This window comes from Brevinematales bacterium, assembly GCA_026415355.1.
Taxonomy (GTDB): Bacteria; Spirochaetota; Brevinematia; order DTOW01; family DTOW01; genus SKYB106.
This window is the reverse complement of sequence record JAOAHF010000002.1, coordinates 65,896-79,500: the sequence shown is the minus strand read 5'-3', so window position 1 is coordinate 79,500 and position 13,605 is coordinate 65,896. Positions and strand designations below refer to the sequence as shown.

Genomic DNA, 13,605 nt, shown 5'->3' with positions numbered 1-13,605 from the left:
TTTTGGTTTTAAGTGGTAAAAAAAGTGTTGTTACAGAAGCTTAATTCAGGTAAAGCATCACTTGAATTAGTAGTTATAAATAGTACATAATTCTAGTAGAATTTTAAGGAGGTCTTGTATGAATCGTATTATAGTACCTTCGATTTTGGTATTTTTATGTACGAGTATATTATTTGCTTCTGAATCGAGGCTAATAGGATTGAATTACTTCAATTCTTACCCGGAAGTAGGTACATTGTTTTTAGTTGAAGATCCTTTTAACATTACTTACGTTTCAGGTTACGTTAACTATGATACGAATTTTATTATACTTGAACCTAGGCAAGGGGCTTTGGGAATATTCAATAACTCTTATGGATTGTTGAAATATGCTTTGGTAACGCCGATTGAAAGGCTTAACTTTTCTGTGATATTCAATTATTCGTATCCGGAATTAAGTTTAATAACTAATATTGCTATTTCTGATCCTTTTGATCTGCTAGATCATTTAAGAAATAGGATTGATGTAATAGTGGGCATAAGTGGTATTTTGGGTATAAAGATGCTAAAACCATACATAGGATTTGGGTATGCTAGTGACTTTACTAATGTGAATATATCCTATTATCAAGGAGATACTATAACTAACAAAATTTCTCAGAATCGTTCGATACAACAGATTAAACTCATACTTGGTAGTGTAGTTGATTTGTCTTTTATTTCAGTTGATGCTGGTGTAAAGTTGTATCTTCCTTATGCTGAGGTATCATTTAAAACAAACAATCCTACTATAAACAATTATCAAAACTTCCGTGAGAATAAAACGGAAGGTGCTTTTGGGTTTGACATATCCCTACAGCCTAAGTTGAAGTTTTCAGCTAATTCATATCTTATGGGTTTTGCAAGGTACTTTAGTTATGCATTACCTGCTAAGGAAACAGTAATAGTTGATATTGATGGTAATGGTACTCCAGAGTCACAAACTAATATATCAAAAGGCTTACAAAATGTTGTGATTAACGCTGGAGCGTCTTATAACTTATATATAAACAATCTATTTATTTCTTTTGGAGCTTCTTTTGGAATTCGTAATCTTTACTTAAAACTCAATGACCAAACAGAATTGAATGGTTCTACGTTTGTACCAGTTTTTGTATCTTTTGAAGTTCCTTTTGTTGATTGGTTTGTAATTAGGAGTGGAGTTTCAAAGAGCATATATCGAGTAACTTACTATGGGAGTGATTCAAAGCAGACTAGTGGTGTGATATCTGATTTATCGTTGGCAACGCCTTTATCATCATTATCATTGGGGTTTTCGATCAAGCCTTTGAAGGATTTATCTCTAGATTGGGTAGTTAGTTACAATTTTTTGGATGGAGTATTAGTTAATGGAACTCTACCTTGGATATTAAGTGGGGATAGTGGATTTAACAATATTACATCACTTTGGAGTATTGAATATAGAATACCATAGTATTTTTTGTAGGGGTTATTGGCCCCTTTTTAGGATTTACTATTTCTTGAATGCTAAGAAGTTTTAGTTAGATTATTTTCTTTGATTTGAGATAGCTAACAACTTAAGAATATATATGTTTTAGGAGATTTTGATGAGAATAGCTTATTTTGGTTCAGGAGTTTTCTCTAGGTATGTTTTGGAAGGAATATTGAGTAGTAGCTATGGAGATAGTGTGAAGCTTATCATAACGAAGCAAGATAAGCATAAAGGTAGAGGTAAAATTTTATTGCCTACACCTGTCAAAGATTTGGCTTTATCTAGGGGTATAGACTACGTAGATAACTATGATATTAAATCTCGAGAGTTTGTTGAATTTCTGAAAAGCGGAGATTTTGATGTATTTCTGGTATGTGATTATGGGAAAATAATACCGAGGAGTGTTTTTGAAATTCCTGTTAGAGGTAGTGTTGGAATACATCCATCTTTATTGCCTAGCTATAGGGGGCCATCTCCTATACATTATGCTATACTGAATGGTGATAAAAAAACAGGTACTACTCTCTTTTACATAAATGAAATCATGGATGCTGGTGATATAATATTGCAGAAAGAAATAACTATAGATGATAATGATGATTACACTTCACTTTCTAAAAAACTTTCTGATCTTTCGGTGGAATTAGTTTTGGATTTCCTGTCTATGGAGAATATTAATGCTATTCCACAGAATGAGAGTATGGCTTCTTATACGAGAATGATAGAAAAGAAAGATGGTAAGATAGACTGGAATGAAAGCGCAGAAAAAATTCATTGCAAAGTCAGGGCTTTTATAGAGTGGCCTAAAGCATATTGTTTCTATAAAGGAATGCTTATAAAAGTACTCAAAGCGAGGTATGTAGGGGAAGATTTAGAAGGTGAAGTTGGTCAAATTGTTAGATTAGGAGATACTCTTGGTGTAAAGACAGGTAAAGGAATACTGGAAGTAGAAAAACTACTTCCAGAGAGTTCGAAAGCGATGGACGCGAAATCGTTTATAAATGGATATAGAGTTAAGATTGGCGATAAATTTGAGTAGCTTACATACCCATTATTTCGTATCCGGCATCAACATATATAACTTCACCGGTTATTCCTGAAGACATACTGCTTAGTAAGAATAGGGCAGTATTGGCAACTTCTTCTGCTTCCACATTTCTTTTTAATGCTGCTCTTTTTGGATATTCTTCGTACATGTTCATAAATCCACTTATACCTCTTGCTGCGAGTGTTTTAATAGGGCCTGCTGATATTGCGTTACATCTTATTCCTCTTGATCCTAGATCGTAAGCAATATATCTTACGCTTGATTCTAACGCTGCTTTTGCAACTCCCATAACATTATAGTTGGGCACTGCTCTTACAGATCCTAAATATGTCATGGTGATTATCGATGCATTGTCGTTTAGATAGTTTTCGGCTTCTTTAACGATCTTGACTAAGGAATATGCACTTACATCAAGAGCAATTTTAAATGCTTCTCTAGATGTATCAATATATCTACCTTGTAATGCTTCTCTAGGAGCAAAAGCTATTGAGTGAACGATAAAGTCTATTTTCCCGTATTCTTTGCCTACAAAATCGAATAATTTTGTGATGTCATCATCCTTTGATACATCACAGGAAAAAATTCTTGCGTTTATTTCGCTTGCTAGTTCTTTTATTTTATCTTCATCTCCAAGGTAAGAAAGAAGTATTTGTGCTCCTTCTCTATGAAGTACTTTTGATATACTCCATGCAATACTCCACTTATTAGCAACACCAAAAACTACTCCTTTTTTACCATCCATTAATCCCATAATCTACCTCCTAAAATTCTTACAGAATAATAGATAAGTTTCTACTTTCAATTCAAGTTTGTAATTTGAGATTCTAGTAGGTATTGTACTTAGTTTATAGTGTTTTTACAATCCTAGAACATCTTTCATAGAAAACAAGCCTTTGTTTTGGGTGTACAAAAATTTTGTAGCTCTTAGGGCTCCTCTTGAAAATGTTTCTCTTGAAGAAGCTTTGTGTATTATTTCGATTCTTTCTCCATATCCCAGAAACATAACATTATGTTCTCCGATAACGTCACCACCTCTTATAGCAAATACTCCTATTTCTTTACTTGGTCTTTCTCCAATGATACCTTCTCTACCGTAGATGGTATTATAATCTTTTCTATGTTCTTTTATACTCTCTAGTAATTTGAGTGCTGTTCCTGAAGGAGAGTCTTTTTTCTTGTTGTGATGTATTTCAATAATTTCAACATCAAAGTTTTCGCCTAGTACTAATGATGCTTTCTTTACTAGTTCAAACATAAGATTTACACCGATGCTAAAGTTAGGACTTTGGACTATTGCTATTTTTTCTGAAGCGAATACTACCTTATCCATAATGGATTTGTCAAGTCCTGTTGTTCCTATAACTAGTTTTTTGTTGTATTTTAGGGCTAAATCTATTAGGGTACTTGTTGAGGAGGGCACTGAGAAATCTACGATAACATCACTTTTTTCGATGTAATCTTCGACGTTATCTGAAATCTTTACTCCTATGTTTCCAATGCCTGCTACTTCTCCTATGTCTCTACCTACTGATGGATTGCCTTTTTCTACAATACCACCTACTATTTTTATTTCTTTATCTTCGCTAAATACCCTAACATTTGTAGTACCCATTCTACCACTGGCTCCATTTATTAAAACATTTATCATATTACACCTCCTTGATGAAGATAATTTTTTAATAACTATTAGTTGAATTAAAAATTCAGTTTTGTTATAGTTATTAACAAGGTAATAAGAGAGTTTGTTAGATAAAATGTTAAGAAAATTCACAGGTATACTTATAGAGTAATGAATACTGAGTGTAGGTATATTTTGCGAAAAGTAATTTGATAAAAGATGGTTTAGTTTATTATAATTACTAAAGCATTATAGGTTTGGCGCCCATAGCTCAAAGGATAGAGCATCTGCCTTCTAAGCAGAGGGTTGTGGGTTCGAGTCCCGCTGGGCGCACATTCCTACTGGAGGATACGATGCCTAAATCCATAATCATATCGCCGCTGCTTTCGGAGAAAGCGCAGTTGATGATGTTTGATAAACAGAATAACCCTACGGGGTATTATGTTTTTAAAGTGAGAAAAGATGCTACGAAAATGGCAATAAAGCAAGAAATTGAGAAGCTTTATGGGGTTGAAGTTGAAACCGTTAATACTATAGTTGTTCCGAGAAAGAGAAAAATATTCAGAAGTAGGGTGAGATATAGTGAAGGATGGAAATCAGGGTGGAAGAAAGCTTACATTAAACTTTCTAGGGGTATTATCCCTATATTTGAAGAATTACAGCCAGTAGAGGATCAATCTAAAGCAAGAGATTTTAAGAAGGAAGATAAGCAAAAAGATAAACAGAAAGAAAAAGAAAAGAAGAAGTAGGTTTTAGTTAAAGATTAGTTTTTGTTGGATTTAATCTAAATTTTGTTTGGAGGAGTTTATGGGTATCAAGACTTACAAACCTGTCACAAATGGTTCTAGAAATAGAACGGGTTACGATTTTTCTGAGATAACTGCTGAAGAACCATATAAAGGGTTAACTGTAGGGTTAAGAAAAAAAGGTGGAAGAAACAATTTGGGTAGAATGACGGTTTTCACCAAAAGTGGTGGACACAAAAAGCTTTACAGAATAATAGATTTTAAGAGAGATAAAAGAAACATGTGGGCTAGAGTTGAAACAATAGAGTATGATCCTAATAGAACTGCTAGGATATGTAGAGTTGTTTATGAAGATGGTGAAAGAAGATATATTTTAGCACCGCTTGGTATAAAAGTTGGTGATAAAATAATGGCTGGCGAGAATGCACCAATTGAACTTGGTTGTGCTTTACCTCTTAAGAACATACCTGTTGGAACTATGGTACACAATGTTGAGTTGTATCCAGGTAGAGGTGGACAAATTGCTAGAGGTGGTGGTACGTTTGCTAGACTTGATGCTAAGGAAGGTAAATATGCAATATTGAGAATGCCTTCGGGTGAAATTAGAATGGTTTTGTTGAATTGCTATGCTACTATAGGACAGGTTAGTAACCCTGATGTTGTGAATATAAGAATAGGTAAAGCAGGTAGAAGTAGGTGGTTAGGTATAAAGCCAAAAGTTAGAGGAGTTGCAATGAACCCAATTGATCATCCGCATGGTGGTGGTGAAGGTGGTAAGCAAAAAGGATATCCATATCCAATGACACCTTGGGCTAAACCAACTTTAGGGTACAAAACAAGGAAGAAAAATAAGTCAACTGACAAGTATATACTCCAAAGAAGAAAATAGTTAATGTTATTAATACCCTTAGGTTTAATAGGAGTATATACATCTTTCTCGAAAGAGTCTATATTAACAATACCTCTTATTGAAAAGCTTGCAATACAAAACGGTTTTAAAGCTATAGGAATAGCCGATCCTAATTTCTTATGGATGGAGAAAATACTACATCTTCCGAAGTCTTCTGTTATATTTTTTCCTGCTATTAGGAATTATATAAGTGGACAAAATGAGAAAATAAAAGTATATATCCTTCCTAGGGATTTCTCTTCTCTTGAGATAATAGGTAGAAAAGAGCAGATATCTATCAGAGATCTAAGATCCTTGAATATAGTAGCTTTCTACACGGGGAGTAATTTAGAACACTTCAAGTATCTTTATGAATCTTTATTGGGAAAAGTTGGCCTAGGTATAACCAATCATAATATTAAGTTTGTTGAGACTGCTTCTTCAAAGGTTGATTATATAATTCCGTTTAAGTACTCCACAGCACCTAGTTATCTTGAAAAGTATGAAAATATAGTTAGGAAGTTTATTCGTAATTTTTCTTCGTTTCCTAATGCTCTCTCAATGCTTAGAGAAGTTGAACTTCTACCTAATCAGATAGTGAGTAAAATATTGTACACTGTTGAAGTATTGAAGGATATAAGGGATTATGAATATCCAAAATATCAAGAGAATGATGAATATTTTGCTTCACTTTTGTGGAAGAAAATAGTGTCAAAAGCTACTCCTGATGAAAAGATAAAAAAAGAATTTAACAAAATTACAAGTCTGGGGTTGTCTGAGTTTTTCTATAGGTTATTAAATTCATTTGAAGAATTCTCGGGTAATGGAGTTATAACGTCGAATTTGTTGTCAATGTCGTTTATATTTGAGAAGTTGGGATTAATTAAGATAAATAAATCAAAAGTTATTTCGCTAAGCCATATTTTGTTTGAAAAACCACTTCATGTTGATGTTGTGGTCTCGTCTAAGGAAAAGTTTCTTGAAATACTCAATAGAAACTTTGAAGATAAGTTGTTTCATAGAGTTTATCCTGTGCACTATAGATATAGTTTTATTAGTGATGAAATTAGGGGTTTACCTAAAGAGGATAGAGATGTTCTTGAAAGTTTGCTGAAAAATTCTGTTTATGGTTTTAGAGTGAGTAATAGACTTTTTTATTCTAGTAGCTATTTGAGGAAGAGAATAAGATTCAAGGATAATGTCCCTGTAGAGTTTTGTGGTAAGTACTATGATGTTGTTCTAGATGTTAAGAAATTAGAGTATTTCCCTAGTAGTAGGAATTTGGGGAATATTTCAAGTGTTATCAAGAATGATAAATTGTTTGTGACTCCAGATACGATATCAGTTTTTTGGAATAAACTTAGAAATGAATATGAGGTATCGGGAATCAATAGTCTTTTAAAACTTTTTTACCTAGGAAAAGTGTTAGCATTAAAGCCATATTACAAGCCAATGGTTGATGAGTTGATATCTCAAAAGTTACCTATTTTTGTGGATAGTCTTTTTAGAGATGTTAAAGATGAGGATATAGAAGTATTACTTAATATTCTTTGGTCCAGAGATAAAAAGTATACTGGAGTAGGTGAAGTTGAGCTTTTTAAACTTCTTGTTGATAATAACATTGATAAACAGACTTCAGAAAAGATCATCAGATTTGTAGCAAAGTATAAGAATATAGTAGGTATAAAGTCATATGAAGTTCCAAACTTTTATAATTTTCTATCCTACATAAGGTTAAAACAAGAAGATGAGGTTAAGTTTATAATTACTCTGATAAAAGGTGTTTTGAAATCTCGAAGAAATAGTTTTGTACTTTTTCAATTTTTGAAAAACTTGGGAATTTCCGTTGAAATTGATATAAACTTATCTTCCATTAGTAAGATAAAATACGATAATGGTAGATATATTTTGCCTTTGTCTGTTTCTGGTGTAGAGATGGGTGTTCTTGAAAGAATAGTTAAAGAAAGACAAAACGGTAATTTTAAGAACTTTTCTGAATTTTACGCAAGAGTTGGAAAAGATTTTCCTAGAGAGAGTAACAAACTCATTAAGATAGGTTGTTTTGATAGTATTGATACTAGAGAGAATCTATTGAGGATAGGTGGTAGTTTATCCTACTATGATAGAAAGTCTATTCTCATAAGGGATGAGTTTAAGATACTTGGTTTTTCTCTTTATCTGCTGAGAAGTAATTTTAGAGGATATCGTGAAAGAATCAAGGTTGGTAGTGTGAAAGATGCTTTTGTTCAAGATGAAGCAAGAATATTTGGTTTTATTCCTTATGTTGACAAATATGGTAATTTTTTTATTCAAGATGAGGAAAACACTATATTTGTTAGAAATAGAACGTACACGAACTTGAAAATCGGAGATTACAAGGTTTTTGAAGTATCGAGTAGGGATGGGTTTTTGGGTAAGAATTTCTTTTTGAAAATGATCGTTGTTTAATTCAAACCTATCAAGTTTGAAATAGGTTTGTTTTTATGTTTATAATTCTAGATACTAATTGCCCAGGTAGCTCAGTAGGTTAGAGCACTTCCTTGGTAAGGAAGAGGTCGTCGGTTCGAGTCCGATCCTGGGCTCATTAGGAGTTATATTATGGCTACCGATGTTATATCGATGGTTTGTCAAGAATGTAAAAATAAAAACTACTACACTAAAAAGTCAAAGAAACTCCAGAGAGAGAAGCTTGAACTAAAGAAATATTGTCCTAGATGTAACAAAAGAACAATTCATAAAGAAGGCAAAGCTTAAAAGCTATTTTTGCTATGAATGTACCTTTACTTGATCTAAAGAGGGAATATAAGCTTATTAGAGAAAAAGTTTTAAGAGATATAGAAGAGATATTTGAAAACCAAGCGTTTATACTTGGCAAGTATGTTAATCTTCTTGAAAATAGGCTAAAATCATATTTGGGTGTTGAGGATGTAATTGGAGTTTCTTCGGGAACTGATGCACTTTTGATATCTTTGATGGCTATTGATATAAAGTTAGGTGATGAAGTTATAGTACCATCATTTACGTTCTATGCTACTGCAAGTAGTGTTTCTAGGTTGGGTGCTAAACCTGTTTTTGCTGATATTGATCTTGAAACATATAATATAATGCCTGATGAAATAGAAAAAAAAATATCATCTAAAACAAAAGCTATAATTCCAGTTCACCTTTATGGTAATCCTGCTAAGATTGATACTATAATTAATATAGCCAACTCTAGGAATATAGCAGTAATAGAAGATAATGCTCAATCTCTTGGTGCAGAATATGATGGTAAGAAGACAGGTACATTTGGTTTATTTGGATGTATATCTTTCTATCCTACAAAAAATCTAGGTGGTGCAGGAGATGGTGGAGCAATATCAACTAATGATATACAGCTTGCTAAAAAGGTTAGAATGCTTAGGGTGCACGGCTCAGAGAAAAGATACTACCATGACTACATAGGTGTAAATGGAAGACTTGATGAAATACAAGCATCTTATATTAACAACAGATTAGACAGGATAGAGCAAAATAATCAAGAGAGGATAAGTATAGCAAGTAAATATAACTCTTTACTAAAAACGCTTGAAGAAAAGGAATTACTTTTTACCCCTAGATCAACAGATTCTTCAAAGCATATATACCACCAATACACTATAAGAATTCCAAATTACAGAGATAAGTTGCGGGAGTATTTAACAGGTAAGGGGATTGGAACGGAAATTTATTATCCTTTACCGCTACATCTTCAGAAGTGTTTTTCAGAATTGGGATATAAAGAAGGAGATTTACCGAATACAGAGAAGGCTTCAAAAGAGGTACTTTCTTTACCTATCTTTCCAGGGCTTACGGATGAGGAAATAGATTATGTTGTACAAACTATTATGGATTTCTTTAGGTCCATTTAGCATTGAAAGAAATTGTAATCGAAACTTTTAGAGGTAAAATTCTTGCTTACTTGAATTCTATGTAGTGTAAGATTTATGCATAAGCTTAGAAAATGAAATAACTTTCTAAGATTCTTTAGAGTATTTTAACAACTTTTTCATAGGGTATTTGCTAATATTAGGAGACTTTAGAAAGTGTAGGTTGCGGATACAAATAATACTGGTATCCCTACCATACTACCTAGTGGTAGATATATATTAGCTATGCTGTTTAACCTCAATTCAGGCGATATTGTTAATTTATCGAATATTCTGAAATTAAGTCCGATTCCTAGGTTAAACTTAAGAGATATTCTTGGGTTGTATGGATCAATTGAAATTTCAAAAGGTAGATATATATCCCATGTTTCAAACCTCCAAACACCTGTGCTACCGACTAGAGGATAAAATACCATATCGAAGTACCCAAAGTAAGTTAAAATATTAATTTGCCCATAGATGTTAATACTTGGTACATAAGAGATATCACTTTTAAAAATATTACCTACTACAAATACATCGCTTAGAAGTGAATTGAATAGAAGAGATAAGGGGTATATTTTTATACCTATGTTCAAGTCTTGGTATACACCATGTCTTGCTCCTATACCTACATTAGGTAATGGTAAAGGTATTGAAGTGTAATAAAAAAATGCACCACCTATAGACAACTCAGTATCGAATTTCCCGTTATCTATTATCTTTCTTCCTGCAGAAGGAGAACAGCTGACTGTTATCAGACTTATCCAGAGTAGTACCGTTACTAAAGTGAATAATGTTGCTATCTTTTTCATAGCATGCAATTATGAAGTATGTTAATTTGTATTAACAACTAACTTGATTACCAAATAGGAATTTTTCTAAGCCTTGTTGAACGCTTGTTTTAGATAAATATTTGTTTTTTGTTAAATGGTAAGACTGAATTTGAAATCCTACAAGAAAAATAGACTTTTATATGTTGGTTGTTTCTAGGTAAACGAATTAATTACTCTTAATAGAGAGGTGAGGTTAGGTAATATGTGTTTGGGTATTCCGGGTAGAGTTGTTGAGATTGATTATGGTTCTGAACCTTTAATGGGTAAGGTTGATTTTAGTGGAGTTAAGAGGGAGGTTTGTTTGGAGTATATACCTGATGTAAAGGTAGGTGATTATGTAATAGTACATGTTGGTTTTGCGATAAGCAAATTAGATGAAGAGGAGGCTCAAAGTGTATTTAGGTATCTTGAGGAAATGGACAAAGTTTCGGAGCAGATAGGGGGACAAGAATGAGATATGTAGATGAGTACAGGAATTCTGAAATTGCCAAGAAGTACATAGATGAGATATGGAAGGTCACTAAGGGTAGTTGGACAATAATGGAGGTTTGTGGGGGTCAGACACACACTATTGTTAGGTTCAACATAGATGAAGTTTTACCCCCGAGTATATCTTTTATACATGGTCCGGGGTGTCCTGTATGTGTTACACCGATTGAAATAATTGACAAGGCTATAGAGATTGCGTCTTTATCTAATGTTATATTTTGTTCATTCGGTGATATGCTTAGGGTTCCTGGATCTCATAAGGATCTTTTTGCTGTTAGAGAAGAAGGTGGTGATGTTAGAATTGTTTATTCTCCGATGGATGCTCTGAAAATTGCTATCAAAAATCCAGATAAAGAGATTGTGTTTTTTGCTGTTGGTTTTGAGACGACTGCACCTGCTAATGCTATGGCTGTTTATCAAGCTAAGAAGATGGGTATTAAGAATTTTTCAGTTTTAGTTTCTCATGTTTTAGTACCACCTGCTATTGAGACTATTCTTAAGTCTCCGAAAAATAAGGTTAACGGTTTTCTTGCTGCTGGGCATGTATGCTCTGTTATGGGGTATACAGAGTACGAACCTATAGCCAAGAAATATAAGGTACCGATAGTTGTTACGGGATTTGAACCTTTGGATATACTTCAAGGAGTTTTAATGTTGGTAAAACAACTTGAAGAAGGTAGGTATGAGGTTGAGAATCAATACACAAGGTCTGTTAGGAGGGAGGGAAATATAGAAGCACAGAGTTTGATAAAGGAAGTTTTCGAGATTGTCAATAGAAATTGGAGAGGTATAGGTACAATATCGGGTAGTGGTCTTGGTCTTAGGAAAGATTATGAAGATTACGATGCTGAGAAGAAATTTGGGTTGACATTCAAATCTGTTTCTGAACCTGAGGATTGTATAAGTGGATTAATACTCCAAGGAGTTAAAAAACCTTATGAGTGTAGTGCATTTGGTACTAAATGTACTCCAGAGTATCCTTTAGGGGCACCTATGGTATCTTCTGAAGGTGCATGTGCTGCTTATTACAAGTATAAGCTACACAAGGTTTAGGAGGTAATATGAATTTTGATTGCCCAGTTCCTATAAATGCAAACGAAAGAATAAGGATGGGACATGGTGGAGGTGGAAGATTAACAAATAACCTTATAGAGAATTTATTCAAGCCTATACTTTCTAATGAGTATCTCGATAAACTTCATGATGGAGCAGTAATTGATTTACAGTCTAGAAGAATAGCGTTTACGACTGATTCTTATGTTATAACACCTATATTCTTTCCAGGAGGAGATATTGGTAAGCTTGCTGTAAATGGCACTATTAATGATTTAGCGATGTGTGGTTCTAGACCTATGTTTTTGTCTTTGGGGTTGATAATTGAGGAAGGATTTGAGATAGATAATCTCAGGAAAATACTCTGTTCAATAAGGGAAAGTGCTGATAAGATTGGAGTGAAAGTTGTATGTGGTGATACAAAGGTAGTAGGTAGAGGAAAAGGAGACGGAATTTACGTAAATACCTCTGGTATAGGTATTATTGAACATAATCTTGAAATCTCTCCTACAAGTGTTAAACCTGGAGATGTTGTGATTTTAAGTGGAGATATAGGTAGACATGGGGCTGCTATAATGGCCTTAAGAGAGGGTATAGATTTTGAAACATCAATTGAGAGTGATTGTAGAGAATTGTGGACACCTGTTGAAAACTTATTATATAGTTCTATAGAAATACACTGTATGAGAGATCTTACTAGAGGAGGACTTGTTAGTGCGTTAAACGAAATTGCCAAAGCCAGTAATTTGGGAGTTTATATTTACGAAAAAGATATAGAGATTATAGATGAAGTCAAAGCTGTATGTGAAGTCTTGGGGCTTGATCCTCTTCATATGGCTAATGAAGGTAGATTTATATGTATTGTTCCTGAAAGTGATGGGGAGAGAGCTACTTCTATTATTTCGAATACTCTTGGAACAAATGCAAGGATAATAGGTAAAATAACCGAAGACAACAAAGGTCTGGTTGTTATGAAGTCTATAATAGGTAGTAATCGCCTACTTGATATGATGAGTGGCGAGCAGCTACCTAGAATATGTTAGGGGGAGGTATTGTATGCACGAGTCTTTGCTTGCTAAAGATACTTTGGATCTAATACTGAATGAGGCTAAGAAACATAATTCATCGAAAGTTTTAAAAGCTAGTATAGTTATACATGATGCAGAAGACATAAGTATAGAATCGTTTAAGTTTCATCTTAAAAATTATGCACAAAATACTATTGCGGAAGATATGGAGATTGATATTGAATTTATACAAGTTCCTATAGTTTGTAACGATTGTGGCAATATATTTTACGCTGATGAGCATAACTACATTTGTGAAAAATGTGGTAGTCAGAATACCTACATATCTGCCGAAGAGTGTATAATGGTAAAGTACCTTGATGTTGATATTGAAGAGGCGAGATTGTAGGTATATTATTTGCTGAGTTCTTTTTGTATTATAGTTTGAGTAATCTTACATAATCCTCCTTTAGAGGAATCTACTATAATCAAGCTGAATGTAGAAAGTGTGATTTAAAATAAATCGTATTTGTTTAGAGAAAAAAGATACGAATGTTTTTT

General features: G+C 33.4%; 14 protein-coding genes and 2 tRNA genes. 13 read left to right on the top strand and 3 right to left on the bottom strand.

The genetic code is table 11. From position 1 onward, the window contains the following. Positions 1-118: 118 nt before the first annotated feature. Both N2712_01065 and fmt read left to right on the top strand, forming a co-directional pair. On the top strand, positions 119-1,453 hold the full coding sequence (locus tag N2712_01065; protein MCX8028572.1) for a hypothetical protein: 1,335 nt from the start codon (positions 119-121) through the stop codon (positions 1,451-1,453). 133 nt (positions 1,454-1,586) lie between these two features. After that, positions 1,587-2,510, top strand: a complete 924-nt coding sequence (fmt, locus tag N2712_01060) for a methionyl-tRNA formyltransferase (protein ID MCX8028571.1) — start codon at positions 1,587-1,589, stop codon at positions 2,508-2,510. A gap of 1 nt (position 2,511) precedes the next feature. Here the strand turns inward: fmt and N2712_01055 are convergent, their stop codons facing one another. Beyond that, on the bottom strand, positions 2,512-3,270 hold the full coding sequence (locus N2712_01055) for an enoyl-ACP reductase (GenBank protein MCX8028570.1): 759 nt from the start codon (positions 3,268-3,270) through the stop codon (positions 2,512-2,514). A gap of 105 nt (positions 3,271-3,375) precedes the next feature. After that, positions 3,376-4,167: a 4-hydroxy-tetrahydrodipicolinate reductase gene (gene dapB / locus N2712_01050; GenBank protein MCX8028569.1), complete on the bottom strand. Its 792-nt coding sequence runs from the start codon at positions 4,165-4,167 to the stop codon at positions 3,376-3,378. Positions 4,168-4,397: 230 nt separating this feature from the next. On the opposite strand from dapB, the gene N2712_01045 reads away from it, so the two are divergent. From N2712_01045 to N2712_01015, 7 genes are all read left to right on the top strand, one after another. Continuing rightward, positions 4,398-4,470 (top strand) — tRNA-Arg (locus N2712_01045). Positions 4,471-4,490: 20 nt separating this feature from the next. Beyond that, entirely contained in the window at positions 4,491-4,886 is a 396-nt protein-coding gene (locus tag N2712_01040; GenBank protein ID MCX8028568.1) for a 50S ribosomal protein L23, read from the top strand. Positions 4,887-4,944: 58 nt separating this feature from the next. Further along, positions 4,945-5,772 carry a 50S ribosomal protein L2 gene (rplB, locus tag N2712_01035; GenBank protein ID MCX8028567.1) on the top strand — a complete coding sequence of 276 codons (828 nt, stop codon included), beginning with the start codon at positions 4,945-4,947 and terminating at the stop codon, positions 5,770-5,772. Positions 5,773-5,775: 3 nt separating this feature from the next. Continuing rightward, positions 5,776-8,220 carry a hypothetical protein gene (locus tag N2712_01030; GenBank protein MCX8028566.1) on the top strand — a complete coding sequence of 815 codons (2,445 nt, stop codon included), beginning with the start codon at positions 5,776-5,778 and terminating at the stop codon, positions 8,218-8,220. A gap of 60 nt (positions 8,221-8,280) precedes the next feature. After that, positions 8,281-8,354: transfer RNA gene (locus tag N2712_01025), tRNA-Thr, on the top strand. Positions 8,355-8,370: 16 nt separating this feature from the next. Further along, complete coding sequence (gene rpmG / locus N2712_01020) at positions 8,371-8,526, top strand: 50S ribosomal protein L33 (protein MCX8028565.1); 156 nt, start codon at positions 8,371-8,373, stop codon at positions 8,524-8,526. Positions 8,527-8,540: 14 nt separating this feature from the next. Further along, on the top strand, positions 8,541-9,662 hold the full coding sequence (locus N2712_01015) for a DegT/DnrJ/EryC1/StrS family aminotransferase (protein MCX8028564.1): 1,122 nt from the start codon (positions 8,541-8,543) through the stop codon (positions 9,660-9,662). A 167-nt stretch (positions 9,663-9,829) separates the two neighbouring features. Here the strand turns inward: N2712_01015 and N2712_01010 are convergent, their stop codons facing one another. Next, positions 9,830-10,474 (bottom strand): hypothetical protein, encoded by a 645-nt coding sequence (locus tag N2712_01010; GenBank protein ID MCX8028563.1) that lies wholly within the window; start codon positions 10,472-10,474, stop codon positions 9,830-9,832. A gap of 223 nt (positions 10,475-10,697) precedes the next feature. On the opposite strand from N2712_01010, the gene N2712_01005 reads away from it, so the two are divergent. The 4 genes from N2712_01005 to N2712_00990 are packed head-to-tail and all read left to right on the top strand — an operon-like array spanning position 10,698 to position 13,453. Continuing rightward, positions 10,698-10,949, top strand: a complete 252-nt coding sequence (locus N2712_01005; protein MCX8028562.1) for a HypC/HybG/HupF family hydrogenase formation chaperone — start codon at positions 10,698-10,700, stop codon at positions 10,947-10,949. Further along, the gene (hypD, locus tag N2712_01000; GenBank protein MCX8028561.1) at positions 10,946-12,037 is read left to right on the top strand and encodes a hydrogenase formation protein HypD; all 1,092 of its coding nucleotides are present in this window, start codon (positions 10,946-10,948) and stop codon (positions 12,035-12,037) included. Before N2712_01005 ends, hypD begins: the two co-directional genes overlap by 4 nt. A gap of 8 nt (positions 12,038-12,045) precedes the next feature. Then, entirely contained in the window at positions 12,046-13,080 is a 1,035-nt protein-coding gene (hypE, locus tag N2712_00995) for a hydrogenase expression/formation protein HypE (protein MCX8028560.1), read from the top strand. Positions 13,081-13,093: 13 nt separating this feature from the next. After that, complete coding sequence (locus N2712_00990; protein MCX8028559.1) at positions 13,094-13,453, top strand: hydrogenase maturation nickel metallochaperone HypA; 360 nt, start codon at positions 13,094-13,096, stop codon at positions 13,451-13,453. Positions 13,454-13,605: the final 152 nt, after the last annotated feature.

Excerpts from the sequence above, each read along its gene's own strand:
- N2712_00990 (MCX8028559.1), top strand. The coding sequence starts at position 13,094 with ATGCACGAGTCTTTGCTTGCTAAAGATACTTTGGATCTAATACTGAAT.
- N2712_01015 (MCX8028564.1), top strand. The coding sequence starts at position 8,541 with ATGAATGTACCTTTACTTGATCTAAAGAGGGAATATAAGCTTATTAGA.
- N2712_01065 (MCX8028572.1), top strand. The coding sequence starts at position 119 with ATGAATCGTATTATAGTACCTTCGATTTTGGTATTTTTATGTACGAGT.
- fmt (MCX8028571.1), top strand. The coding sequence starts at position 1,587 with ATGAGAATAGCTTATTTTGGTTCAGGAGTTTTCTCTAGGTATGTTTTG.
- rpmG (MCX8028565.1), top strand. The coding sequence starts at position 8,371 with ATGGCTACCGATGTTATATCGATGGTTTGTCAAGAATGTAAAAATAAA.
- N2712_01030 (MCX8028566.1), top strand. The coding sequence starts at position 5,776 with ATGTTATTAATACCCTTAGGTTTAATAGGAGTATATACATCTTTCTCG.
- N2712_01040 (MCX8028568.1), top strand. The coding sequence starts at position 4,491 with ATGCCTAAATCCATAATCATATCGCCGCTGCTTTCGGAGAAAGCGCAG.
- rplB (MCX8028567.1), top strand. The coding sequence starts at position 4,945 with ATGGGTATCAAGACTTACAAACCTGTCACAAATGGTTCTAGAAATAGA.
- hypD (MCX8028561.1), top strand. The coding sequence starts at position 10,946 with ATGAGATATGTAGATGAGTACAGGAATTCTGAAATTGCCAAGAAGTAC.
- N2712_01005 (MCX8028562.1), top strand. The coding sequence starts at position 10,698 with ATGTGTTTGGGTATTCCGGGTAGAGTTGTTGAGATTGATTATGGTTCT.
- N2712_01055 (MCX8028570.1), bottom strand. The coding sequence starts at position 3,270 with ATGGGATTAATGGATGGTAAAAAAGGAGTAGTTTTTGGTGTTGCTAAT.
- N2712_01010 (MCX8028563.1), bottom strand. The coding sequence starts at position 10,474 with ATGAAAAAGATAGCAACATTATTCACTTTAGTAACGGTACTACTCTGG.
- dapB (MCX8028569.1), bottom strand. The coding sequence starts at position 4,167 with ATGATAAATGTTTTAATAAATGGAGCCAGTGGTAGAATGGGTACTACA.
- hypE (MCX8028560.1), top strand. The coding sequence starts at position 12,046 with ATGAATTTTGATTGCCCAGTTCCTATAAATGCAAACGAAAGAATAAGG.